General features: G+C 64.8%; 20 protein-coding genes. 7 read left to right on the top strand and 13 right to left on the bottom strand.

Annotation, left to right across the window (positions count from 1 at the left end):
* The first annotated feature begins 31 nt into the window (after positions 1-31).
* Entirely contained in the window at positions 32-640 is a 609-nt protein-coding gene (locus G5A07_RS05135; protein ID WP_191862961.1) for a HutD family protein, read from the top strand.
* A 111-nt stretch (positions 641-751) separates the two neighbouring features.
* Here the strand turns inward: G5A07_RS05135 and G5A07_RS05130 are convergent, their stop codons facing one another.
* The 13 genes from G5A07_RS05130 to G5A07_RS05070 all read right to left on the bottom strand — a co-directional run bounded on the left by G5A07_RS05130 (position 752) and on the right by G5A07_RS05070 (position 14,200).
* Positions 752-2,356: a sulfite reductase subunit alpha gene (locus tag G5A07_RS05130; protein WP_191862960.1), complete on the bottom strand. Its 1,605-nt coding sequence runs from the start codon at positions 2,354-2,356 to the stop codon at positions 752-754.
* The gene (locus tag G5A07_RS05125) at positions 2,353-3,324 is read right to left on the bottom strand and encodes an FAD:protein FMN transferase (RefSeq protein WP_191862959.1); all 972 of its coding nucleotides are present in this window, start codon (positions 3,322-3,324) and stop codon (positions 2,353-2,355) included. The genes G5A07_RS05130 and G5A07_RS05125 overlap by 4 nt, the downstream gene beginning before the upstream one ends.
* A gap of 54 nt (positions 3,325-3,378) precedes the next feature.
* Positions 3,379-4,182, bottom strand: coding sequence for a DUF4198 domain-containing protein (locus tag G5A07_RS05120; protein ID WP_010483590.1), 804 nt, complete (start codon positions 4,180-4,182; stop codon positions 3,379-3,381).
* 73 nt (positions 4,183-4,255) lie between these two features.
* Complete coding sequence (locus G5A07_RS05115) at positions 4,256-4,774, bottom strand: DUF2271 domain-containing protein (protein WP_004147429.1); 519 nt, start codon at positions 4,772-4,774, stop codon at positions 4,256-4,258.
* Between the two features lie 26 nt (positions 4,775-4,800).
* Entirely contained in the window at positions 4,801-5,439 is a 639-nt protein-coding gene (locus G5A07_RS05110) for a PepSY-associated TM helix domain-containing protein (RefSeq protein ID WP_010483588.1), read from the bottom strand.
* 207 nt (positions 5,440-5,646) lie between these two features.
* Positions 5,647-8,067 (bottom strand): TonB-dependent receptor, encoded by a 2,421-nt coding sequence (locus G5A07_RS05105; RefSeq protein WP_191862958.1) that lies wholly within the window; start codon positions 8,065-8,067, stop codon positions 5,647-5,649.
* A gap of 146 nt (positions 8,068-8,213) precedes the next feature.
* Positions 8,214-8,624, bottom strand: coding sequence for a hypothetical protein (locus G5A07_RS05100; protein ID WP_049413405.1), 411 nt, complete (start codon positions 8,622-8,624; stop codon positions 8,214-8,216).
* A gap of 164 nt (positions 8,625-8,788) precedes the next feature.
* A complete protein-coding gene (locus G5A07_RS05095) occupies positions 8,789-9,466 on the bottom strand; it encodes a Fe2+-dependent dioxygenase (protein WP_019336499.1) in 678 nt (225 codons plus the stop codon).
* Between the two features lie 10 nt (positions 9,467-9,476).
* Positions 9,477-10,196, bottom strand: coding sequence for a tetratricopeptide repeat protein (locus tag G5A07_RS05090; protein ID WP_019336500.1), 720 nt, complete (start codon positions 10,194-10,196; stop codon positions 9,477-9,479).
* A gap of 68 nt (positions 10,197-10,264) precedes the next feature.
* The gene (locus G5A07_RS05085) at positions 10,265-12,571 is read right to left on the bottom strand and encodes a TonB-dependent receptor (protein WP_191862957.1); all 2,307 of its coding nucleotides are present in this window, start codon (positions 12,569-12,571) and stop codon (positions 10,265-10,267) included.
* A gap of 150 nt (positions 12,572-12,721) precedes the next feature.
* Positions 12,722-13,126: a hypothetical protein gene (locus tag G5A07_RS05080; RefSeq protein WP_004147497.1), complete on the bottom strand. Its 405-nt coding sequence runs from the start codon at positions 13,124-13,126 to the stop codon at positions 12,722-12,724.
* A 205-nt stretch (positions 13,127-13,331) separates the two neighbouring features.
* Positions 13,332-13,664 (bottom strand): non-heme iron oxygenase ferredoxin subunit, encoded by a 333-nt coding sequence (locus G5A07_RS05075; RefSeq protein WP_049455557.1) that lies wholly within the window; start codon positions 13,662-13,664, stop codon positions 13,332-13,334.
* A complete protein-coding gene (locus G5A07_RS05070; RefSeq protein WP_049455558.1) occupies positions 13,661-14,200 on the bottom strand; it encodes a GNAT family N-acetyltransferase in 540 nt (179 codons plus the stop codon). The genes G5A07_RS05075 and G5A07_RS05070 overlap by 4 nt, the downstream gene beginning before the upstream one ends.
* A 241-nt stretch (positions 14,201-14,441) precedes the next feature.
* On the opposite strand from G5A07_RS05070, the gene G5A07_RS05065 reads away from it, so the two are divergent.
* From G5A07_RS05065 to G5A07_RS05035, 6 genes are all read left to right on the top strand, one after another.
* On the top strand, positions 14,442-19,760 hold the full coding sequence (locus G5A07_RS05065; protein WP_191862956.1) for an RHS repeat domain-containing protein: 5,319 nt from the start codon (positions 14,442-14,444) through the stop codon (positions 19,758-19,760).
* Between the two features lie 3 nt (positions 19,761-19,763).
* Positions 19,764-20,723 carry an RHS repeat-associated core domain-containing protein gene (locus G5A07_RS05060; protein ID WP_191862955.1) on the top strand — a complete coding sequence of 320 codons (960 nt, stop codon included), beginning with the start codon at positions 19,764-19,766 and terminating at the stop codon, positions 20,721-20,723.
* 18 nt (positions 20,724-20,741) lie between these two features.
* The gene (locus G5A07_RS05055) at positions 20,742-20,945 is read left to right on the top strand and encodes a hypothetical protein (RefSeq protein WP_010485953.1); all 204 of its coding nucleotides are present in this window, start codon (positions 20,742-20,744) and stop codon (positions 20,943-20,945) included.
* Between the two features lie 501 nt (positions 20,946-21,446).
* Positions 21,447-21,902, top strand: a complete 456-nt coding sequence (locus G5A07_RS05045) for a hypothetical protein (RefSeq protein WP_146256796.1) — start codon at positions 21,447-21,449, stop codon at positions 21,900-21,902.
* A gap of 690 nt (positions 21,903-22,592) precedes the next feature.
* Complete coding sequence (locus G5A07_RS22575; protein ID WP_191862954.1) at positions 22,593-23,576, top strand: RHS repeat-associated core domain-containing protein; 984 nt, start codon at positions 22,593-22,595, stop codon at positions 23,574-23,576.
* A complete protein-coding gene (locus G5A07_RS05035; protein ID WP_191862953.1) occupies positions 23,561-23,860 on the top strand; it encodes a hypothetical protein in 300 nt (99 codons plus the stop codon). Before G5A07_RS22575 ends, G5A07_RS05035 begins: the two co-directional genes overlap by 16 nt.
* Positions 23,861-24,060 lie beyond the last annotated feature (200 nt).

Below are 24,060 nucleotides of genomic sequence, written 5' to 3'. Positions count from 1 at the left end.
ACGACGGCGCGCGGCATGATGCAATGCGCGGATGAACATCGACTCCCTGCTGCACACTCCGAGCCAGGTGATCTCCCGCCTGGACTACCGCCGCGAACGCTGGCGGAATGGACTTGGCTGGACCCGCGAGATCCTGCGCCTGCCTGCGCAGGGGGATGACTGGGCGCTGCGCCTGTCGGTGGCCGAGATCGAGCAGGACGCCGCGTTCTCCGCGTTTCCCGGCGTTGAGCGCGAGCTGGTGTTGCTGCAGGGCAATGGCGTGCGCCTGCGCTTCGACGATGGACGTGTGGTGGAAGTGCTGCCGCCACACGGGCGGGTGCGCTTTGCCGGCGAGGAAACGCTGCACGGTGAACTGGTCGATGGCACCACCCACGATTTCAACCTGATGTGGAAGCGCGAGCTGCTGCAGGCCGAACTGCTGCACCGGCCGCTGGTGGGCGCGATGTTCTTCTTCTGCGAACCGGGCGTGGCCTGGGCGCTGCATCTGCTGTCCGGTCAGGCAGAGTTCGGTGCCGACAGCGGCCTGCCCGCGCTACGGGCCGGCGATACCGCGTGGTTGGCGGCCGGCGAACGTCAGCGGCACGCGTTGCAGGGCGGTGGCGAGTTGTTGGCGATACGGGTCAGTGCAGCAGCGGGATGATTCCTGGGCGCCGGTGGCTCAATCCACGCATGGCGTGGATCTACTGGGGTGTAGTTGCCATGCCTGGACACGCCGCGCAGTAGATCCACGCCATGCGTGGATGCGGCAACCTCAATACACGTCGCGCCGGTAACGACCGGCCAGCAACAGCGCTTCCTTGCCCGCAACACCCAGCACCTGTTCGATCACCGCATCCACCGCCGGGGCCATGCCCTGCAGGCTGCCGCAGACCAGGATCGTGGCGCCTTCATCCACCCACTGCCGCAGCGTTGCCGCTTCGGCCAGCAGCCGGTCCTGCACATAGCGATGCGCGCCGCCGTCGCGGCTGAACACGGCATCCAACCGTGCCAGTGAGCCGTCGGCCAGCATTGCCTGCAGTTCTTCACCGAAGTGGAAGTCGTGCGCGGCGGTGCGCTCACCGAACAGCAGCCAGGTACGGCGCGCGCCACGCTGGGCACGTTCGTGCAGATGTGCGCGCAGGCCGGCGATGCCGGTGCCGTTGCCGATCAGCAGCAGCGGTACATCGAAGGGGACGCCATGGAAATTGTCGTTGCGGCGCAGGCGCAGCTGCACCGGTTCGCCGATGGCCGCGTGGTCGCACAGCCAGCCGCTGCCGATGCCAGGCGTGCCGTCCGCGCGCAGCTGTCGGCGCAGCAGCAGCTCGACCGCACCGTCGGCCATCACCGAGGCAATCGAGTACTCGCGATGGGGCAGCGGTTGCAGGGTCGCCAGCAATGCGGGCAGATCACCCGGGGGAACCAATGAGGGCAGGTGCGAGCGCGCGACGCGTGCCAGCAACGTCTGCCCGTCATCCAGCACGGTATCCGCATCGAAGCGTTGCGCGTCCAGCCAGGCACGCACGGTGTGCGGTGCGTGCTGCGGGCCGATCTCGGCGATGTCACCGGCCTGCCACTGCGCATCTGCATCGGCCGGGGGCTGCAGGCGCAACCAATACACGGGGCCGCCGGGGCTGCCCGGGTTCAGATGCTCACGTTGCAGCAGCGTCCACGGCTGGTACTCGGCCGGGCTCCAGTCGGGCAGTTCGCTGGCGCCGCCGCCGAGCTGGCCCAGCAACTGCTGCCAATGGCGCAGCGCGGCCGGATCGGCGTTGTCGACCTCGATCGCATCGAACAGCGGATGCGCACCGTGCTGGCGCAGCCACTGGTCGAGCTGGTGGCCGAATCCGCAGAAGTGGCCGTAACTGCGGTCGCCCAGTGCGAGCACGCCGTACTGCAGGTGCTGCAGCGCAGGCGGTGAGGTCATCACGCCGCGCAGGAACGGCAGCGCATGATCGGGTGGGTCGCCTTCGCCAGTGGTGCTGGCGATGAACAATGCACGCTGGCTGTCGGCCAGCAGCGTGGCGTCGACCTCATGCAGGCCGCGCACACGCACCGGCACGCCGGCACCGCGCAATGCCTCGGCACTGCGTTCGGCCAGTTCGCGGGCAAAACCGGTCTGGCTGGACCAGACCATCAGGATCGGTGCGACGTCGCCACAGGCAGCATCGTCGCGCGGTCGCCCACGCCACCACAGTGCGGCGCAGGCCAGCGCATACAGCGCGGTGGCGATGATCGCAATCTGCGTTCGCCGTGCCGGCGGCGCGCCCTGCCACCAGGCTTCACCCAGATGCAGCCGCAGCAGCGCCCAGCCGATCACTGCCAACAGGAACAGAGCCAGTGCGTTGCCGAGCCACGCGCGCGATGGACGTGCGCTCATGCGTCCTGCTCGTCGAGCAGGCGCTGGAAGGCGCTGCTGAGGAATTCGCGGGGGCCTACGGCGGCCCGTTGCAGGTAACGCACGGCCAGGCCTTCGCGTTCGGCCAGCGCCATGCCCTGTTCGTGGCCGAGCACGGTCAGTGCGGTGGCCCAGGCATCGGCGTGCATGGCATCGTCGGCGACCACGGTGACCGCTGCGGCGACCTGGCGTACCGGCATACCGGTGCGCGGGTCGAGACTATGGCTGAAGGCCTGGCCATCGGCCTGGTACTGGTGCCAGCGATCACCGGAGGTGGCCACCGCCTTGTCCTCCAGTGCCAGCACCCGCGGTGGTGTTTCGGTGTGCGCGTCTTCTTCCGGTGCGGACTCCACCAGCACGCGCCACGGCTGGCCGTCCGGTTTTCGGCCGTAGCCGGCCAGTTCGCCACCGACCTCGATCAGTGCAGCGGCGATGCCCTGATCGCGCAGCCAGGCGGCCACGTGATCGACGCCGAACCCCTTGGCGATCGCCGACAGATCCAGTTCCAGTCCGCCCGGTTGCAGCAGCGCATCGCTGCGCCATTGCAGGCGCTGCCAACCGCAGCGCTCGCGCGTGGCCTGCACGGTGGCGGCATCGGGTTGGCGGCGTTCGCCGGCATGTGCACCGAAACCCCACAGTGCCACCAACGGGCCGACGGTGGGATCGAATGCACCATCGCTGGCGGCGGCGATGGCCTGTGCGCAGGCCAGCACCTGGCGGGTCTCAGCCGGCAGCGCGCACCATTGGCCAGCGTTGGCGCGGTTGTAGCGGCTCAGGTCCGAGCCGGGCTCCCAGGTGCTCATCTGCGCGACCACCTCGTCCAGCCGCGCCTGGATGCCGGCATGCAGCGGGTGCAGGTCGCGCTGGCGCGGCGCGACCAGCGACACGCTCCAGGTGGTGCCCATGGTGGTGCCACCGAGGCGGGCGATGTCGAGCAGGGGATCGGTCATGGTGGTGTGCTGCAGATGCGATGCCGGGGCTGCCCGGCATCGCGGTCCACGTCATTACTGCGGCAGCACTTCCAGCGTGGCCACGTAGCTCAGGCGGCGCTTGGCGGCCTGCTTCACCGAGGTCTTGTTGTCCTCGGTGCCGGTTTCCAGCCAGTACATGCCAGCTTCCGGCCAGGTCACCTTGATCTCGCCCTTGGCATCGCTGGTGACCTTCAGTTCGTCCTGCGCGTTGCGGTAGCGGGTGGCGCCACGCACGATCTCGAATTCCAGGCCGGTGGCCGGCTTGCCGTCGACCAGCACGCGGAAGGTGGCTTCCTCGCCGGCGAACAGGTCGTTCGGGTGGCCGACGGCGACCAGCTCGATGCCACGGTTGGTGGGCTTCAGCGCGGTGTCGTTCGGCGCACCGTTGGTGACGAAGGTCTCCACGCGGCCGACCGACTGGCTCACTTCCAGCTTCTTTGCGTCCTTGGGCAGTTCGCCGAAGGTGGCGACGCTGCCGCGCCAGCGCTTGCGCTCGCCGTTCTGCTCGTAGGTGGCGAACAGGCCGTCGTTGACCGAGGCGATGCGGTAGGTGCCCGGCTGCTTCAGTTCGATGTCGAACACGCTGCGGTACTTGCCGGTGGAGGCGTTCTGCGGCTGCACGGTGCTGCCGTCCGGCGCGGTGATCACCAGCGATTCCAGGCGCAGCGGCACGTGGTTGAAATAGAACAGGTCGTTGGAGACCGCACCGTCGACAGTGATCCACGGCGCGTTGCCGGCGATCACGGTCTGCGAGGGCAGCAGCCAGGCCTTGTGGGCCAGGGCGGAGAAGGGAAGGGCAGCGGCCAGGGCGGCGGCGAGGACGAGCGTGCGCTTCATGCGGAGGACTCCAGTGGATGCGGGTGATGCGGCAAGGAAGAGGGGGCTACGACTTGATCCCCTCCGTCCCCTCTCAGGGTTTGACGGCGAGGGTGACCTGGCCCAGTTCGGTGGCGCCCTGCGCCTTGCCGTTCTGTGCGGCGGTGGCCGGCCAGGTGAAGGGAATCTTCAGCAGTTCACGGCCGCCGACTTCGCGCACCGCTTCCACCACCAGGGTGTAGTTGCCCGGGGCCAGCTGCTTCAGTGCCGGCTGCTTGTCGTTGAACGACAGCGCGTGCTTGCCGGCCGGGCGGGTCGGGCCGGTCACGCCGTCCACCGGCACCTGCAGGGTGCGGCCGCTCTTGCGCCACCACTGGCGCAGGTCGGGCAGCCACTTGGTGCCATGGCCTTCGCTGTTGCTGGTCTGCTGGTACCAGACCGACAGGTTGGCCGCGACCTTCTGGTCGGCGCCTTCCAGCCACACTGCCACGTACGGGCGGTGGTACTCCGCCACGTTGAGCTTGGGCACTTCGACGTTGATGTCGAGCGTGGTGGCATAGGCCGGCGAAGTGGCCAGCAGGCCGCTGAGGGCGATGGTCAGGGTGACGCGCATGGGGCGGCTCCAGGAACGAAGGAAAGTCAGTGGATCAGCAGCAGGGCGATCAGCAGCGGGATCATCAGGCCGAGGCCGACCAGCGGCCAGGTCATGCGCCGCTGCCGCGCATGCAGGTGCAGCAGGAACAGGCCGGTGATGCAGAACACCAGGCAGGCCACGGCGAACAGGTCCAGGAACCAGCCCCACGCCGGGCCGGCATTGCGGCCCTTGTGCAGGTCGTTGAGGTAGGACACCGCGCCGCGCGAGGTTGATTCGTATTCCACCGCGCCGGTCTGGCGATCGATGCTCAGCCAGGCATCGCCACCGGGGCGCGGCAGCGACAGGTAGATCTCTTCGGCCGACCATTCGGCCGGGCGGCCGCCAATGGCGATGCCCAGCTGCGTATCCAGCCATTGCCGCGCCGGGCGCGGGATCGGCGCGTTGCCGTCTTCGCGGGTGCCCAGTTGGCCCAGCAGTTCGGCCGGCAGCTCCAGATGCTGGTTCTGCACCTCGGGCTTGGCCTCGATCTTCGCGGCATGGTTGAGGGTCAGGCCGGTCACCGCGAACAGCAGCATGCCGATCAGGCACACCGCCGAGCTGATCCAGTGCCACTGGTGCAGCGTCCGCAGCCAGAAGCCACGGTTCTGTTGCTGCTGCACGGTGGAAGAGGCAGGACGGCTCACGGCACGGTTCGGGGCGGACGGGGACTGCCCATTACATCATTGATGAGAATAGCTCGCAATTGCGTGTCGTTCTGTATCCCGGAGGGGGCTTTAGCGGTTGCCGGCCAGCGGCCGGCACTACCGCCACCGCGGGTCGGTAGATCCACGCCATGCGTGGATGAAGCGGTGCCGACCAAGGTTGGCACCCACCAAGGCGGTGCGCGGCGATCAGAACTTCGCGTTGAGCGAGATCCAGTAGCTGCGGCGCTGGTCCTTGGTCGCATAGTCGTCCACGCAGTTGAATTCGCTCTGGCTGATCAACAGGCACGACTGCGAGACGAAATCCTTGTCGAGCAGGTTGTTGACCCGTGCGTTCACCGTCAGCCAGGGCGTGGCCTTCCAGCTGCCACCGAGATGGAAGATCGTGTAGTCCTCGTAGTAGCGGGTGTGGCTGGCGCCGCTGGCATCCAGCAGCGTGTCGCGGTAGCGGTCGTAGCGGCCCTCACCGATCAGCGACAGGCTGACCGCTTCATTGATCTGCCAGTTGAGGCTGGCGTTGGCCATGTGTTTTGCCGGCATGGTGCCGCTGATCGGCAGCCCCTTCTGTGCGCCACTGGTCTGCTCACTCTTCGTCCAGGTGTAGTTGCCGCGCAGCTGCAGGGTGTCGAGCAGGTCGACATGACCGGCCAGCTCGGCACCGCGGGTCTCGGCCTTGTCGATGTTCACGCTCTGGGTGAAGGTGCTGTAGCCCAGTGCTGCCCAGCCTGGGCCGATGTCCACGCAGTAGCCGCTGCCGGCGCGGGCCACTTCGCAGTTGGGGAAGGTGCCGCCGCTGGCGATCTTGTCCTCGAATTTGTTGAAGAAGCCGGTCACGTTGAAGCCCCAGCGCTGGCCCTCGTAGTAGGCGGCAAGCTCGTAGTTGGTGCTGGTTTCAGGCTTCAGGTTCGGCGAACCCACCAGCGGCAGCACGCCCTGGCCACCGAAGCCGGTGATGCCCGGGAACAGCTGGTCCGGTCGCGGGGTCTTGTAGCCGGTGCTGACGCCGCCCTTGAAGGTCCACGCGTCGCTGGCGTTCCACACCAGGTAGCCGCGCGGGCTGACGTGGCTGCCGAACACGTTGTGGTCGTCGTAGCGCAGGCCGAAGGTGGCGGTGAGGCTATCGGTCAACGCCCAGTTGTCCTCGGCGAACAGGGCCCACATGCGGTGCTTCTGCTTGGTGTTGCTGCGGTAACCGGCGCCATCCATGCCGAACACGCCATCGATCATGTCGGTGTCGTTGTACTGGCCGCCGACGGTCAGCTTGTGCGCGCCGAAGTCGAGGTCGAGCATCGTGTCGAGCACGTAGCCTTCCAATTCCATGGTGCGCAGCGGGCGCGGCAGGAACGCCTGCAGGCGCGCCATCTCGCTGGGATTGAGTGCGGTCAGCGCATTGCCGCGGCCGGCCGCACAGTTGTTGGCGGCACCGGTGCGGCGGCAGACGTCATTCCACAGCGTCTGCAGGTTGGCGCGCTCGTCCAGGGTCAGCGGCAGCGAGCGGCCGAGGTTGCTGCTCTTGCTGTGGGTCAGCGAGGTCTGCCAGGTGCCGAAGCTGTAACGGCCCTGGTGGGTCAACGACAGCTGGTCGCGCTCGTAGCGCTGGTAGGCGGTGTAGCCGACGCGCGGCTGCACTACGCGGCGGGTGACGGTGCCGCTGCCGTTCGGGTTGGGGATGACCGCGTTGCCGACGCGCCACAGGCTGGCCAGGCTGTCCAGCGTGCCGGTCTGGCCTTCGCTGTTGTCGTACTTCTGCCGAGACACGTCGTAGTCCAGCCACAGTTCGTGATCATCGTTGACGCGGAAGTCCAGTCGTACGCCGGTGTTCCAGTTGGTGTTGGCAACCGACTTGCCACCGCCGCCGAAGCCGATGCTGCGCTCCCACAGGCTGCCGTCGGGCAGGGTCAGTGCATCCCACTCCGGATTGGACGCCTTGGCGTCGTAGTAGCTGCCGCGCACCGCCAGGCTGAGGCGGTCCTTCAGCAGCGGGCCGCTGAGGTACAGGTCGGTGGTGCGTGCATCACCGAACTGGTCATCCTGCTGCACGGTGAAGCCCTGGGTCACGGCGCCGTGCCAGCTGTCCTGGTTGCGTCGGGTGATGATGTTGATGACGCCGCCCATCGCATCCGAGCCGTACAGCGTGGACATCGGGCCGCGCACCACTTCGATGCGTTCGATCGCGTCCAGCGGCGGCAGGTAGGCGAACTGGCCGCCACCGAAGTTGTTCGGGTACAGCTGGCCGACATTGCTCTGGCGGCGGCCGTCGATCAGCACCAGCGTGTACTCGGACGGCAGGCCGCGCATGGAGATGGTGGCACGACCGTTCTTGTCGCTGGCTTCCAGGCCGACATCGATGCCTTCGACGTCGCGCAGCGCGTCGACCAGGTTGGTGTAGGGGCGCTTGCTGAGTTCTTCGCGACTGACCACGCTGATGCTGGCCGGTGCATCGACCACCTTCTGCTCGAAGCCGGAGGCGGTGACCACCACCTTGTCCAGCGTCTGCGGCGCGCCGGAAGCGTCACCGTGGGCGAAGGCAGGGGCGGTCATGGCCGCCAGTACGGCACTGGTCAGCAGGGTACGGGACAGGGACGAACGGACACGATGGCGCTGGGCCATGGCAGTAACCTCGAAGGATGCAGGGTGGTGCAATGCCAGGCGCGAGTGGCGCGGCATGCACGGGGAGGCCCGGTCAGGGGCGGCAGGGATGAAGCAGGCAGCGGTGCGCTGACGCGACCGCGCGGGCGGTCACGCAGGGCCGTGGATCAGGCGAGCGGCGGCGCCTGGCCGCGTTGCTGGCGGCGCCCGGGCGCGTCGGCCCAGGGCGTGTCCGGAGCGGCCAGCGGCCAGTCCGGGCGCACACCGGGCATGGCCGGCGTGGCGGGTACGAGTTCACGTTCGGTACGCAGCCACTGGCTGGCCAGCAGCAGCGGCGGGTGTGCCTTCTCGGCTGATTTCACCGGCGCGGCAGCACAGCGACGCAGCTTGGCCGGGGCTTCTTCCTGCAGCGGGGCTTCGCCGCCACGCTCTTCCAGCGGCGGCTGCACTGCCTGCGCGGCGTTGCCGGCGTGGGCCTCTGGGAGCAGCGGCAGAGTACCCATCAGCAGTACCAGCATCGCCACCCACGCCAGCAGGCTGGCCAGCGCAGGACGCTGGCCGCGCATGGCGGTGCCCATCTTGCGATGGATGAGTGGGCGAGGGCGAAGCGGGCGCAGCAAGCAGGGGTCCCCAGGGGTCTGCCGGCAGTGGCCGGCATCAACGGGGCGTGATTGTAATGAGAGCTGTTAGCTGTTGCAAATGAGAATGATTGCCAAAATGTCGCAGGCCGGCCCGGCAAGGCTCAGACTTCGCTCCAGCGCCGCAGCAGATTGTGGTACACGCCGGTCAGCTGCAGCACCGCTTCGGCGTCGCCGCCGGTCTGCCGCAGGCGCTCGATCGAACCGTCCATTTCCCACAGCAGGCGGCGCTGCACATCGTCGCGGACCATGCTCTGCACCCAGAAGAACGAGGCCACGCGCGCACCTCGGGTCACCGGCCGCACCTGGTGCAGGCTGCTGGACGGATACACGATCAGGTCGCCCGCCGGCAGCTTCACTTCATGCTCGCCGTAGGTGTCGCTGATGATCAGTTCGCCGCCCTCGTACTCGTCCGGCGCCGAGAGGAACAGGGTGCAGGAGATGTCCGAACGCAGCTGTTCGCCGTTGGCCAGGTTCATCACCGCGCCGTCGACGTGGAAACCATAGGTGCCGCCGCCGCTGTAGCGATTGAAGCGCGGTGGCAGGTACTTCAGTGGCAGCGCGGCGCTGAAGAACAGCGGGTGCCGGGCCAGTGCGACGAGGATGATCTCGCCCAGTTCGCGGCGCAGCGGTGAGGCCTCGGGCAGCTGCTGGTTGTGCTTGGCCTGTGCGCCCAGATGGCCGACGGTCTCGCGGCCATCGGTCCAGTCGGCGGCATCCAGCCGGCGGCGGAAGTCGGCCACCTGGTCGGCGCTGAGAATGTCGGGGATGTGCAGCAGCATGCGGGACTCCTCAGAGGGACGGCGGTGCGACCAGGGCGCGCACCTGTGGATGCGGCGATGCGGCCAGTTCCGGCACGAGGTGCGCCATGAACGCCGGGCTGCCGTGGGCCAGTGCAAGCCGCAGCCAGTGCACGGCCTGCTCGACGTGGCCGGCCTGCAGCAGGATCGAGGCGTAGTTGGCCTGGCCGCGGAAATCACCGGCCTCGGCCGCGCGCTGGTACCAGTCCAGCGCCGCCTGCGGATCGCGCTCGATCTCCAGTCCGTCTTCGAGGTGGCGGGCCAGCAGGTTCATCGATTTGGCGTGGCCCAGGTGCGCGGCGCGCGTGTACAGCGCCAGCGCCTGCGCGCGGTCCAGCGGCACGCCGCGGCCGGTGGCCAGCAGGTTGGCCAGGTTGTACAGGCCCCAGTCCAGCCCGGTGTCGGCCGCGCGGCGGTACCACACTGCGGCCAGTGCCGGATTGGCCGTGGTGCCCTGGCCCAGTTCGTGGCAGCGGCCAAGCATGTTCATCGCCATCGGCGCGCCGTTGTTGGCGGCGGTTTCGTACCAGAGCAGTGCCGCCGAGGCGTCCTGCGCGGTGCCTTTGCCTTCCATGTGCATCTGCGCGAGCAGCAGTTGTGCCTCGACCTGGCCGGCCTGCGCAGCGTCGCGCACGCGTGCGAACGCGGCTGCCGGGTCGTGCTGCAGCAGTTCGGCCAGGGCGTCGCTGTCGATGGGGGTAAGGGTCGCCATGGGGTGAGTATCGCCGGAAACAAAAACGGCGGCAGGAGAGCCTGCCGCCGTGGTGGAGCGAAGTTACATCAGAACTTCACGTTCAGTGCCAGGGTGGCCGAGCGACCCGGGGCGATGCTCGCGTAGTGCGAGGCATAGGCCTTGGTGAAGTAGGTCTTGTCGGTCAGGTTCTGCACGTTGAGCTGCAGGCTGATGTTGTCCTGGATCGCGTAGCTGGCCATCGCGTCGAAGCGGGTGTAGCTGGCAATCCACTTGGTGTTGGCCACATCACCGTACTGCTTGTCCGAGTAGAACGCACCAGCGCCGATGGTCAGGCCGATCGGGAAGCGGTAGGTGGTCCACAGGTTGGCGCTGTGCTTGGCGGTGTTCGGGAACACGTTGCCGTTGTTCGGCGACGGCACGTAGACGTTGGACGGGCAGGTGCGGCCCACCGGTGCGCCACAGACAAAGCCATTGTCCTTCAGCTCGGAATCGAGGTAGGTGTAGCCGCCGTACAGGCTCCAGGCGTCGGTCAACTGGCCGTTGAAGCCCAGCTCGAAACCGTTGATCTCTTTCTTGCCGGCGTTCTGGCTGGTGCCGTTGTCGACGGTCACGCGCGCGTTGTTCATCACGGTGTGGAAGATCGCAGCAGTCAGGTTCAGGCGGTTGTCCAGCAGGTCCCACTTGGTGCCCAGTTCGAGGTTCTTCGTGTCCTGCGGCTTGAGGTCGGCAACGGCCGCGCTCAGGCCGTCCGAACCGTCACCACCGTCCATGCCCGGCGGGGTCGAGGAGGTGCCCCAGGACAGGTAGATGCTGCCGTTGGTGGCCGGCTTGAACACGACGCCGGCCTGGTAGTTCAGGAAGTCGTTGTTGTTGCGCACGCGGGTCGGTGCCTTGCCGGCCACCGGAGTGGTCAGGGTGGTACGGAAGTCGTCGTAGCGCAGGCCGAGGTTGATCATCCACTGCTCATTGAGCTCGATGGTGTCGAACACGTAGGCCGAGGTGGTCTTGGTGCGCTGCTCGACGTCCAGCGCCTTGTCGCTGCGATAGACGATCTGACCGGCCGCCCACGGATCGTTCGGGTTCGGATTGTTGAAGTCGGTGCAGTTGTAGCCGGTGGCCGCGCCGGACACCTGGCAGCGAGTGCTGTTGGCGCTGTTTTCAAGGGGATTGGCGGTGCCCGGCGACATCAGGTAGCTGCCGCGGGTCATCTTCTCGTCGCTGTACTCCACGCCCGCGCTGTAGCTGTGCTTGAGCGCGCCGGTCTGGAAGGCGCCGGTCAGGCCCAGCTGGTCGGCGAAGCTCTTGACGTCGACGGCGCGGCTGTTGGTACGGCGCCACAAGGTGCCGTAATTGTTCGGGTTGCCCTTGCTGTCGTCCGGCTGGGTCCACAGGTAGTCGTTGCTGGTGTTGCCCAGGCGCGCGATGTTGCGCAGCTTGTGGCCGCCGAAATCGTAGCTGGCGTCCAGGGTGCTGATATCGGCGCGGGTACGCTGGAAATCACGGTCGACCAGGCCGTAGTAGTTGTTGCGGTCCGGCACCATCGGGCGGCCGTCGCCGTTCTTGGCCACGTTCGGGCCGCTGGTGAACGGGTTGTTGTACGGGAAACCACCCGCGTCCGGCAGGTCATCGCTCTGCATGTGGTAGTGGCTGGCGATCAGCTGCGCCGGGCCGTTCAGGCCGAACGCGATCGACGGCGCGATGCCCCAGCGGCTGACATTGGCCGCATCACGACCGGCGATGTCCGACGCGTGCTTCATCAGGTTCAGGCGGGCGGCGATGCCATCGCCCAGCACGTAGTTGGCGTCCACGGTGCCGCGCGCGTAGCTGTCGGTGCCGATGCCCATGCTGGCGCTGGTCTCGTTCTTCAGCTTCGGCGTCTTGCTCACCAGGTTCAGGCTGCCACCACCGGAGTCACGGCCGCCGTAGGCCGAACTCGGTCCCTTGACCACTTCCACCTGCTCCAGGTCGAAGATCTCGCGGGTCTGCGAGCCGACGTCGCGCAGGCCGTCGACGAAGACGTTGCTCTGCGAATCGAAGCCACGGATGAAGGGGCGGTCACCGGTCGGGTTGCCGCCTTCGCCGGCACCGAAGGTGATACCCGGGACCATGCGCAGCGCATCCTGCAGGTTGGTCGCACCGGTTTCGGCGATCAGCTTTTCCGACACGATCGACACCGACTTCGGGGTGTCCAGCAGCTCGGCGGTGAACTTCGGCGAGGACGGATTGAACCAGCTGCCGCGCACCTGCACCTTGTCCAGGTCGGTGGCGTTGCGGGAGCTGGCATCGGCGCTGTCGGCGGCCTGTGCGGCCAGCGGTGCGAAGCCGGCGGCCAGGGTGGCGGTAGCGAGCAGGGAAACGCGCGGGGCGTGCTTGCGGGACGTGATGTGGGTCATGGTCTGGGTGGCGGTGGCTTGGATCAGAAAAGGGCACGGGCCGAAGCGCAGGCAGCGCGACGGCATGTAGAAGGCGATATCTGTAGAGCCGAGCCGACGCTCGGCTGGCAGGAAACGTAAACAGGCGCACGGCAAAAGCCGCAGGGCGCCTCAGCTGGCGTGCGGTGCGGGCGGTGCGTGGCCGGGGTTCAACCGCAGTGCGGGATCGTGCAGCTGCCAGCGCAGGGCGTTGGAACGCCACAGCGGAACATGCGCGACCAGGACGGCGCGCGGGGGAGCCAGTCCGGTACAGGGCGTGGTGCCCTCGCCATCCAGCGGCGGCTCCGGTGCTGGCGCGGCATGGTGCGGGCACTCGTCCGCCGGCGGGGCCGGCATCGGCATGACCTGCTGCAGATCTTCAGCCTGTGCCTGCCAGCCGTGGGCAGCAGGGCCGTTGTCGCGTCCTTCGTGCAGTGCCGACCAGCCCAGCAGCAGCGTCAGCAGCACGGCCACAAGCAGCGGCCACCCTTGACGGGCAAGCTGGCACAGCGTGGCGGTGGGCGCGGGCGAAGCCATGGCGCGGAGGCGGAGTCGTTACGAAGATGTTACGTAGAATAACATCAACGATAATGATTCGCATGTACTGGGCGTGGCGGGCCGCTGGGGCGGCCCCGGAACGGCCTGGGAAGGCCCTCATGGGCTTTCGGTACATCCACCCCATGGGTGTGAATGCTCTCTGCCGGGGCGCCCCGTGGATGACCTCTCAGGGCGGAGTGCCGCCTCAATCCCGGTCGTCGCGGGTCCAGACAGCGTCGTGCTCGCGCTTCACCGGAAACTTGGGCACAGGGCTGTAGGCCGGGGCGCACAGGGCGCGCCCGTCACGCACGTCGAAGCGCGCGCCGTGCAGCACGCACTCCACACTGCCTTCGGTCGTGTTGAACTCGCCGGAGGACAGTTCGAACTCTTCATGCGTGCACTGGTCTTCCAGTGCGTACAGCTCGCCGTCGAGGTTGAACACCACGATCGGCGTGCCTGTCACCTCGTCGAACACGCTCTTCATTTCGCCCGGCAACAGCTCGTTGCCGGCACAGACGAAGGTCCAGGTATCGCTCACGCGACGGCTCCGGCCAGCGGCTTTTCCAGGATCTCGAAGCGCAGGTCGTCGCGCTTGGGGATACCGAAACGCTCGTCGCCATACGGGAACGGCTTCTTGATGCCGGTGCGGCTGTAGCCGCGACGCTCGTAGAAGGCGATCAGTTCATCGCGCACGTCGATCACCGTCATCTGCATCACCGGCACGTTCCATTCGCGTGCGGCGTGCGCTTCGGCGGCGTCCATCAGCTGCTTGCCGACGCCGCCGCCCTGCTGGGCCGGATCGACCGAGAACATGCCGAAGTAGCCCTTGCCGTCGACATCGGCGACGTGGGCGCAGGCCACCAGCTGAACCCCGCGCTCGGCCAGCAGGATGGTGGAGCGCGGGCGGTCCAGGTCGGCCTGGATGCCTTCGGCGTCGATGCGGGCGCCGTCCAGCAGGTCGGCTTCGGTGGTCCAGCCGACGCGGCTGGCATCACCCCGGTAGGCCGAGGTGACGAGGGCAATGAGGGCGGGGATGTCGGCCGACGTGGCGGCGCGGAAGGTCAGGGTGCTCATGGGGACATTCTATGTGGGGCGGGGAAGGGCGCGGGAGGCTGCTGGTTGACGTGACTTTGCCGAGTGTGGCCAGTACGTGGACTTGATGCCATCTTCATTATTCGTTCATATCTGTGACCAGCACCCGCCCACCGTGAAGCAACGCGTGGCTGTCTGCCGGCGTGGGTGCCGCCTGGTCGAAGGTCAACTGCCGTTTGGCGCAGGTGGGGCACACAGGGACGTCGATCCAGGGAGGATCTGCATGCAGTCTGGCCTCATTTCTCATCCGCGCGCCGCAATGGCTGCCAAGGGTCTTCTTCTCGGTGTCGTTGCCCTGTGCGTGCTGGCACCGGTCGGCGTTTCCGCCCAGATCGTTCCCACCTGGCGGCAGGAGTACGACAAGCGACTGAAGTACGGGGACCTTGTCGAACCGCTGAAGGGCGAGATCTTCGGCGAGCAGGTCAACCTCTATGACGGTTCGATCAGCTTCAAGGCCACGGATGTTTCGATTCCGGGCAATGGCAGCCTGACGATGACCTTGGGCCGCAGCTACCGCGATGGCGATGGCAGTAGTGAGAGCCCATTCTCGGATTGGGATCTGGATATTCCGTCCATGTCCGGCGTCTATGGTGATCTGCCGGAGACCGCTGCTGTCGGCTACTGGGCGCCTGCTGCGCGCTGCAGTACGGTGGCGGCGCCCCCAGCGCTGGAGGTCTGGAACCGTCGCCAAACCCAGACCGTCAATTTCAGTCCCACTGCATTTTGGGATGGCGTGCGCCTTTCCCTGCCAGGCGGTGGCGGTGAGCCGGTCCTGGGAGGCAGCGGTGATGCGCGCCAGCCGCAGCCACAGTTTGGCGAACCGGCGCCTTGGAATACCAAGGGTGGCTGGACGTTCAGTTGCCTGACCGCCCTGAAGAGCGGACAGCCGGGACAAGGCTTCCTTGGTCATGCGCCCGACGGTACCAAGTACTACTTCGACTGGATGGTCGCCAAGCCCCACAACGGTGCAACGCTGCAACCCTACGGGCCAGAAAGCAATGCACTGCTGAATCGAAAGCGTGTGTTCCTGTACCCATCGCAGGTTGTGGATCGCTTCGGCAACTGGGTGCGCTACGAGTGGAGTGGCGACCGGCTGTTGCGCATGGTTGCCAACGATGGCCGCGAGATCAGCCTGGGCTACAACGCGAAAGGACTGATCGCGTCCGCAACCGCTGCAGGGCGCACCTGGACTTATGGGTACACGGAGGCCGATATCCTGCGGACAGTGACGCTGCCGGACGGTACCCAATGGGTCTACAACCTGCCGCCGCTGTCAGTCACCCACAAGTATGCCGACTACATCGGGCAGAGCATCTGGGAGTACATGGACTACCCGGCCACATGCTCGCGCGTCAACAAGATCGTGCCCAGCGAGATCACCCTGAGCATCCAGCATCCGTCGGGTGCGCTGGGAACGTTCCTGTTCCGCCCGTTCCGCCACGGGCGCAAGAATGTAAAGCTGGATTGCCAGACCTCTGGCGACAATCACCTGTTTGCCGATGGCTGGAACTACACGCCGGTCTACCGTGACGCAATGTCGCTGGTGACCAAGACCATCAGCGGTCCGGGCATGCCCACTGCACAGTGGACTTATCAATACACTAATCTCAACGGTGCTTTCGCCCAGGACCTGGGCGGTCCAGTAATCCCGGTGGGCCAGGCAGAGCCGAAGATCACCACCGAAACGCTGCCCGATGGTGTCGTTCGCGTCTATGAGTTCGGCAAGGAAGTTGCCTACAACGATGGCCTGTTGTTGTCCACGACAACGCGATCGGGCGGCTCGGTCGTGCGCATTGATCGCAACAACTACTATCCGGATGCCCAGCTGGATGTGGCGCCCTTCCCGAAGGAGGCCGGCAAGGACTTCAAGTACGGTGCCAACGATCTCAAGGCCCATTACAACCGCCCCGTCCAATCCACCGTTGTGGAACAGGATGGCGTGCAGTTCACCCGCACCGTGCAGGCCTTTGATGCATTTGCGCGCGAAGTCACCGTTGTCGAAGCGAATTCCGCCGGCCAGAGTCGCACCAGCAGCACCAGCTACTACGACAATCCCGCGCTGTGGGTGAACGGCCAGGCGGCGCGCAGTGTGCTCAATGGCATCGAGCAGTCGCGCACCGAATTCGATACGGCCAAAGCACTGCCGCTGCGCGCCTACGCATTCGGACGCCTGGCGCAGCAGGTGACCTACGCAGCCGACGGCACGGTTGCCTCGGTGGCCGATGGCCGCGGCAATACCAGCCATCTGTCGGGATGGAAGCGTGGCGTTCCGCAGCAGCTGCGCATGCCGGCCACGCCCGAAGCGCCCAATGGCGCGGTGCGCACGGTTGCCGTCGACGACAACGGTTGGATCACCTCGCTGACCGACGAAACCGGCGCAACCACCAGCTTCAGCTACGACAGCATGGGCAGGCTGCGCAGCCAGCAGTTCCCTGGCGGCGACAGCGTGAACTGGAATGGCGTAACCATGGACCTGCAGCGGCTGGGTGGCGCGCAGCTGGGGGTGCCCGCCGGTGCGTGGAAGCACTCCCGCACGCAGGGCGGACGGCGCACGGACACCTACCTGGATGCGATGTTCCGCCCGGTGCTGGTGACCGAAAACGCCAACAACGTGCTCGACAGTGCCGTGGTGACCCGCTACGACACCAGCGGCAAGACCGTGTTTGCCTCGTATCCCACGCGGCAGTTCTCCGATATCAATGCCACCCTGACCGGCACCACGACGCAGTACGACGCGTTGGGCCGCCCCACCGTGGTCAGTCAATCGTCCGAGCTGGGGGCACTGGTTACCCGCACCGAGTACGTGGGCAACCTGTCGGTGAAGGTGACCAACCCGCGAGGCCAGGCGACGACGACACGCCATCTTGCCTACGACCAGCCCAGCTACGAGATGCCGCTGACATTGCAGCACCCGGAAGGCGTGGTGACCGAGATCCAGCGCGACACGCTGGGCAAGCCGTTGGCGATCACCCGCGGCAATGCAGATGGCAGCCAGTCGCTCACCCGCCGCTACGTCTATGACGGCTACCAGCAGCTGTGCAAGACCATCGAGCCGGAAACCGGTGCGACCGTGCAGGACTACGACGCGGCAGGCAACGTGCTGTGGTCGGCGGCTGGCACAGGTTTGACCAGCACCACCGACTGCAACCGCAGTGAAGCGCTGGCCAGTGGACGTGCGGTGAAGCGCAGTTACGACGCCGCCAACCGCTTGTCGACCCTGATCTTCCCGGATGGGCGCGGAAATCAGAACTGGTCCTACGCGCCTGATGGTCTGCCTGCCGAGATCAGTACGCAGAACGATCCGGCCCGGCCGATGGTCGTCAACCGCTACCAGTACAACCGCCGCCGCCTGCTCAGCGGCGAAACCCTGCAGCATCCGGATCTGGGAAGCCTGAGCCTGGCCTATGGCTACGATGCCAACGGCACACTGGCGAGCAATACCTATCCGGGGGGGCGTGTCGTCAGCTATGCGCCGGATGCACTGGGTCGGGCGACGACGGTCGGCGGCTATGCAAAGGAGGCCAGTTACTTTGCCAATGGCGCGTTGGCCCGCTTTGTCTATGGCAACGGGATCGTGCACACGTTGACCCAGAATGCCCGCGGACTGCCTGACCGCAGCCGCGATGCCACTGCAGCGGCCGCAGTGCTGGATGACAGCTACGATTACGATGCCGGCGGCAATGTGATGGCCATTTCCGATGGCCTGCCCGGGGCGCCCGGTAACCGGGACATGACCTATGACGGCCTGGACCGGTTGCGGACGGTCACTGCGCCGGGCTTCGGCAACGCATTGTATGAGTATGACGCGCTGGACAACCTGCGCCGTGCCAAGGTCGGCAGCCGCGATCGTACGCACTATTTCGATCCGACCAATCGGTTGGTCAACGTGATCGAAACCGGAACCGGAGCAACCGTCTCCGGTCTTGGCTATGACGTGCAGGGCAATCTATCGGTGCGCAATGGCCAGGCTTTCGCGTTTGATTACGGCAACCGGCTGCGTGCGGCGGGTACAGCAGAGAGCTACGAGTACGACGCTCACGGGCGCCGGGTGAAGGCCAGCGCCAGTGGCAAGGGGGCGATCTATTCGTTCTACGACAACGGCGGTGTGCTGCGATTCCAGCGCAACGAACGTACCGGCAAGCAGACCGACTATCTCTACCTGTCAGGCAGCCTGGTGTCCCAGGTGCATGGCGAAGCCGCACCCAGCGTTCCCGCGCTGAGTGCGCCGGGCTACATCACCCAGGGCAGCGTGAACCTGACCTGGAGCCCGGCCGGTGGTGCCAACCGCTATGAGCTGCAGCGAGCCCTTGCGGGCACCTGGAGCACGGTCTTCGATGGCGCGGCGCAATCGTTCACCAACACCGGCCTGGTCACGGGGACCTATCAGTTCCGCGTGCGAGGCTGCCGGGCGGTGTGCGGCGGATGGAGCAATGTCGCGTCAGTGGCCGTGGCATTGGCGCCATCCACCGTGCCGACCTTGAACGTGCCTGCCACGGCCTTCAATGGCAGTTACAGCGTGGCATGGTCTGCGGCCTCTGGTGCCGAGCGCTATGAGCTGGAGGAAAGCGCCAATGGCGGCGCATGGGCCCAGGTGCACAACGCCATCAGTCAATCCAAGGCCTTCAGTGGCAAGGCAGCGGGAAGCTACAACTACCGGGTTCGCGCATGCAATCCGGTGGGATGCACGGGATACAGCGCCACGGCTGCGGCGACGGTGGTGTATCCGCCCGCCACTGCGCCAGGTCTCTCTGCGCCGGCACGCGCTGCGCCGGGCAGTATCGGCATTGGCTGGAACGGGGTGGCTGGTGCCACGCGTTACACCTTGCAGGAAAGCAGCAATGGTGGCGGATGGGTCACGCTGTTCGACGGCAACGCGGGTTCCTATGCCACCGCTGCGCGCGGGGTCGGCAGCTATGGCTATCGGGTTGCCGCCTGCAATGGCGCAGGCTGCGGACCGTGGTCGGCCACGGCGACGGTAGCGGTGATCGGGCCGCCAACGATCGAGCCGGTGATCAGCGCGCCGGGCCTGGTGAACGTGCCGCAGTACAGCCTGAGCTGGTCGGTGCCGGCCAACAGCGAGAGCTTCGTGCTGGAGGAGAGTGCCAACGGTGGTGGCTGGACGGTGGTGCATAACGGCGGCGGGAACAGCTTTGGTGCCAGCCGTGGCAATGGCAGCTACGCCTATCGCGTGAGGGCATGCAATTTCGCGGGGTGCAGTCCCTACTCGGGCATCGCCAGTGTCTCCGTGGTGCTTCCTCCCGCGGCCACTCAGATCTACGTGGCCGAGTGGCTCAGCACGCGCAAGGCGCCCTATCAGGTGCAATGCAGCGTCGGCTGGCGCGCGGTTCCGGGGGCAACGGAGTATCAGCTTGAGCCTTCCGGAGCTGGACGGCGCCTGTACACCGGCCCCAATACCTACGTGCAGTCGAGCGGCGGGACCTACTGCGCCAGTCTCTACATTGTCAGGGCCTGCAACGCCGGTGGCTGTTCGGCATGGTCCGCAGACTTCCCCGTCACCCGCGGCGTATTGAGCTGGGACTAAGCCATGAATGGACTCTCTTTGCTGTTGATTCGGGCGGTGCTCGCGGTGGTGGTGCTGGCGGCCTGTGTGGCTCCGGCGGTCGCCCAGGAAGTCGTCGAGTACATCCACACTGATGCACTGGGTTCACCGGTGGCGATCACCGATGCCAGCGGAAACGTCATCGAACGTACGGTGTATGAGCCGTATGGGGCGGTGGTCAATCGGCCGTTGAAGGATGGGCCGGGATATACGGGGCATGTGACGGACTCCGGGACCGGGCTGAGTTACATGCAGCAGCGGTACATGGATCCGGCGTTAGGGGTTTTCCTGAGCGTTGATCCGGTAACGGCTGAAGGGGGCGATATGCGCCATCTAAACCGCTACGCCTATGCTTACAACAGCCCGTACAAGTTCAAAGATCCGGATGGGCGCTGCCCCCAGTGCTTGTGGGGCGCGCCAATAGGCGCAGTTGTGAACATCGGTGTTCAGATGGCTATGGCTGAAGGGTCGATGGGCGAAAGATTCTCCCAAGTAAAATGGGGGCAAGTCGCTGTCGCAACAGCGGCTGGTGCGCTAAGTGGTGGAGTAAGTGCCGTTGCAAGCACAGCTGCCACTACCGGTGGAACCATTGCCGCAAACGTGGTTGGAAATGCAGCCGTCGGCGCAGTTTCAGTTCAAGCAAATGCACAGCTTGAAGGTAAGACCGCTTCTGTATCCGAGGTTGCGAAAGGCGCAGCCTTGAGCGGAGGAACGGCTGGCTTAGGGGCAGCTGTTTCTGCTGCGCCTGGTGTGGCGGCTAGAAGTGCGAGTGCTGGGATGACACAGACTGAGCGAACTGCGACAGGAAATCTGATGCAGGGTATAAAGGAAGCCACTCCTGGGTTTAAATACTCCAATCCCACCCAAACAGCGGCCAATGCCGTCGGTACGGCGGTCAGTTCATCAGGCGATCTGGAACCACTTGTGAACGATAAGTTGAAGTAGGAAAAGTTGAAGTAGGATATGAAGATCAAATTGATCCTGAAGGGCGTCGCCGTCTATTACGCAAAGGCTGCCGTTTTCACGATCGCCAGCTATGGGTTGCTGCGTCTCGTTTACGGGCATACAGGGATTTCATTCATTGAATGGACGCTCATACTTCTGGCGGCGTTTACGGTGGCTTACATACCACTTTTCGTTGGCTTGCTGCGCGGGAAGAGTTCGTAGCTGTCTTAGGCAGGAGCGGCAAATCCGCCCAGTGCTTACCGCCCTTTAATGATCCTCTGAACAACCATTTCGGTAGTGCCGGCCGCTGGTCGGCCGCATGAGAGACAATGGCGGCACACGTTGAGAAGCTATCCATGCAGCTGATATTTGATGATGCCGAGGGTCTGGGCAAGCGTGAGCAGACCAGACGCGAGATCTGGACCGGCCAGATGCGTCGACGGAAGATCTACTTCTTGGCGGAATCCATGCTCCGCTTGATGTCTGATTTCTTCGGGTCCCCGGCCCAATGCCACGTGGCGCCATTGAGGAAGTGGCGCTGGATCTGGAAGACTTGAAGTGACTGCAGCGGTTGTGAGGTGGCCCCCGGATGAATACTGTCCATAAGCCTGCAGTAGTGCGCAGCGTTTGTCCCTTTTCCCGATTGAAGCGCATGCGTTGATCGGGTGGGCGCGCAACCGCCCCTCGGGGGACTCGTGTGGTTGCAAATGCAGGAGACTCCTGATGGCGGAAGATGAACTGCTGCTTGAACGGCTTTACAAGATGTCGCGGGTTCTCACGGCCGAACCCGACTCTTCAAGCTATGTATTGGTATCGAGGTCATTGTTCCATTGTGATCCGGAGATCCGAGAGAGGGCCATTTTCATCGGCGGGTTGCGTTGGGCAGATCCGTTGATTCTTGGTTGTTTTATTGGAATTGTTACGGTGGGGCAGGAGCCTGTTGATGATAATCGGAGGCTTATGATTGAATCGCTTGTTTCTGCAGTGCTTCGGAGGAGGCTTGATGCAGCTTCAATCGAGGAATGGCTCAGGGCGGTGCTCCGTTCGAATGATTCTAAGTCACTCCTGGCTAAGTCAGCCTACATTGGCTTGCTGCGCATTCAAGGGAAGATGTCGGTTTCTGAGTTTGCATCTATTGATTACGATGGTGTGTCTGTTGATTCATCATTAGTTTCTTGACGCCCGCATTTCATTTTCCGCTTTGAAGAAGGCAGTGTCGCATGATGGTGGTTGGGGCTCGTTCGTCGATCAACCGTTAGGGACGGTTGTGTCACTGGTTTCCAACTGGAGAGCGGTGCCGATGGCGGGGAGATGCATTCCGTTCCAGGCCCATGTCGGATCCAGCTGCGATGTCTGCCGCGCTGGTGATTTTGCACGCCTTCAACCGTAGCGTGCTGAGCCGGAACCTTTCCTGCTGATTCGCGCGAGGATCGTGCCAACGGTGGTGGGTGGACGGTAGTGCATAACGGCGGCGGGAACAGCCGTGGCAATGGCAGCTATGCCTACGGGTGAGGGCATGCAATTTCGCGGGGTGCAGCCCCTACTCGGGCATCGCCACTGTCTCCGTGGTCCTCCCTCCCGCAGCCACTCAGATCTACGTGGCAGAGTGGCTCAGCACGCGCAAGGCGCCCTATCAGGTGCAGTGCAGCGTCGGCTGGCGCGCGGTTCCGGGGGCAACGGAGTATCAGCTTGAGCCTTCCGGAGCTGGACGGCGCCTGTACACCGGCCCCAAGATCTACGTGCAGTCGAGCGGCGGGACCTACTGCGCCAGTTTCTACATTGTCAGAGCCTGCAACGCCGGCGGCTGTTCGGCATGGTCCGCAGGTTTCCCCGTCACCCGCGGCGTACTCAGCTGGGACTAAGCCATGAATGGACTCTATGCTGTTGATTCGGGCGGTACTCGCGGTGGTGGTGCTGGCGGCCTGTGTGGCTCCGGCGGCCGCACAGGAAGTCGTCGACTACATCCACACTGATGCACTGGGTTCACCGGTGGCGATCACCGATGCCAGCGGAAACGTCATCGAGCGTACGGTGTATGAGCCGTATGGGGCGGTGGTGAATCGGCCGTTGAAGGATGGGCCGGGATATACGGGGCATGTGACGGACTCGGGGACCGGGCTGAGTTATATGCAGCAGCGGTATTACGATCCAGAGGCGAGCGCGTTTCTTTCTGTCGATCCCATCTCTGCTACAGAAGCGGCATTCGGTCGCTACTATTATGCAAACGGTAACCCATACAGGTTCACCGATCCGGATGGTCGTGCCCCGGAGGAAAAGGTTCGTAGCGCACGTGTGGCTACTGTCGGAAGCGCGATCAAAGGGGGAGGAGTCGCCCCTGGCTCAAGGATGGGAACCCTAGGAGGTGGTGGTTCTCGAAATGGAGGCGGCGGCGAAAGTCCGTCAGGGGCGGGACCAACCGGAGCTCCAACCGCAGACGGGAGAATTCCTGTTCCTAGTGCCGTTGGATGGAAGACTGGTACATATGACATGACATGGGATCCCGCTCGAGTTGACGCAGCTGGTGCGGTCATATCGGGGGCAGGCGTCGTTGGCGGCGCGGCAATTGCTGCTGACGCTGGCATCCCCTATCTGGCGGCAGCCTCAAGTCCCATAGCCCGTGGAGTGGCTAACACGTGGAAGAATCTCTCATTTGACGGTCCTTCGCCTGGCGGCTTGCATGCCAATGGACGACTGGCAGGAGTTCGCTGGAAAGGAGGGCAATGGGGAATTCGTCTCGATCTTCATCCGATAAGAAGTGAAGGAACTCCGATTCTTCATATCAACTATGGTCCTGCTAATCGCGGCGAGGCAGCTCATCTTGTACTATTCGATCCTCGGTGGATAAAGAAGTAGGTGCCGCTGTGAGTGCTGCTGATGAAGTGAAGTCCGCTGTTGCCTGTCTGCGGATATTGTTGGAATCTGAGCCCACCACTGCGGAACAAGTCTCTGCTTGGTATAAGAAGGCCGAGGCCCTTAAGCGAACTCTTCAATTAAGTGTCTACGAAATGGATGTTCCGCATTTGATATGGCATTACCTTGATGATGCGGACATCCGTTTCCGGGATAAATCCTATGCGCAAGATCAGATACTGGCAGTCGAGAAAATTATGGAGGAGTGGGGTGGAGGTGTGGGCTGAGATAATATATTGATGCCTGCATGTTTCTGTAGTTTCAATGCGTGGAGGCTCCATCAGGGGGAACGGTGGGTATTGAGGGGCGTCGTGATGATGTACGTCTTCTTGATTGCCTCCGGGGTATCCATGCTTGTTGGCATGTAGAAGACGGTGTCTCAAGGCCGTTGATGATGGATGGATCGGCATTGGGGTGAGATTGCCCG

Source organism: Stenotrophomonas sp. AS012628 (assembly GCF_010608305.1).
GTDB lineage: Bacteria > Pseudomonadota > Gammaproteobacteria > Xanthomonadales > Xanthomonadaceae > Stenotrophomonas > Stenotrophomonas geniculata.
The sequence above is the reverse complement of the archived record's forward strand: the minus strand, read 5'-3'. Positions and strand labels throughout refer to the sequence as shown.

Coding starts and splice junctions, on each gene's coding strand:
- G5A07_RS05045 (WP_146256796.1), top strand. CDS start 21,447: ATGGCGGAAGATGAACTGCTGCTTGAACGGCTTTACAAGATGTCGCGG.
- G5A07_RS05100 (WP_049413405.1), bottom strand. CDS start 8,624: ATGGGCACCGCCATGCGCGGCCAGCGTCCTGCGCTGGCCAGCCTGCTG.
- G5A07_RS05090 (WP_019336500.1), bottom strand. CDS start 10,196: ATGGCGACCCTTACCCCCATCGACAGCGACGCCCTGGCCGAACTGCTG.
- G5A07_RS05120 (WP_010483590.1), bottom strand. CDS start 4,182: ATGAAGCGCACGCTCGTCCTCGCCGCCGCCCTGGCCGCTGCCCTTCCC.
- G5A07_RS05135 (WP_191862961.1), top strand. CDS start 32: ATGAACATCGACTCCCTGCTGCACACTCCGAGCCAGGTGATCTCCCGC.
- G5A07_RS05125 (WP_191862959.1), bottom strand. CDS start 3,324: ATGACCGATCCCCTGCTCGACATCGCCCGCCTCGGTGGCACCACCATG.
- G5A07_RS05060 (WP_191862955.1), top strand. CDS start 19,764: ATGAATGGACTCTCTTTGCTGTTGATTCGGGCGGTGCTCGCGGTGGTG.
- G5A07_RS05130 (WP_191862960.1), bottom strand. CDS start 2,356: ATGAGCGCACGTCCATCGCGCGCGTGGCTCGGCAACGCACTGGCTCTG.
- G5A07_RS05080 (WP_004147497.1), bottom strand. CDS start 13,126: ATGGCTTCGCCCGCGCCCACCGCCACGCTGTGCCAGCTTGCCCGTCAA.
- G5A07_RS05070 (WP_049455558.1), bottom strand. CDS start 14,200: ATGAGCACCCTGACCTTCCGCGCCGCCACGTCGGCCGACATCCCCGCC.
- G5A07_RS05055 (WP_010485953.1), top strand. CDS start 20,742: ATGAAGATCAAATTGATCCTGAAGGGCGTCGCCGTCTATTACGCAAAG.
- G5A07_RS05085 (WP_191862957.1), bottom strand. CDS start 12,571: ATGACCCACATCACGTCCCGCAAGCACGCCCCGCGCGTTTCCCTGCTC.
- G5A07_RS05095 (WP_019336499.1), bottom strand. CDS start 9,466: ATGCTGCTGCACATCCCCGACATTCTCAGCGCCGACCAGGTGGCCGAC.
- G5A07_RS05065 (WP_191862956.1), top strand. CDS start 14,442: ATGCAGTCTGGCCTCATTTCTCATCCGCGCGCCGCAATGGCTGCCAAG.
- G5A07_RS05105 (WP_191862958.1), bottom strand. CDS start 8,067: ATGGCCCAGCGCCATCGTGTCCGTTCGTCCCTGTCCCGTACCCTGCTG.
- G5A07_RS22575 (WP_191862954.1), top strand. CDS start 22,593: ATGGACTCTATGCTGTTGATTCGGGCGGTACTCGCGGTGGTGGTGCTG.
- G5A07_RS05115 (WP_004147429.1), bottom strand. CDS start 4,774: ATGCGCGTCACCCTGACCATCGCCCTCAGCGGCCTGCTGGCCACTTCG.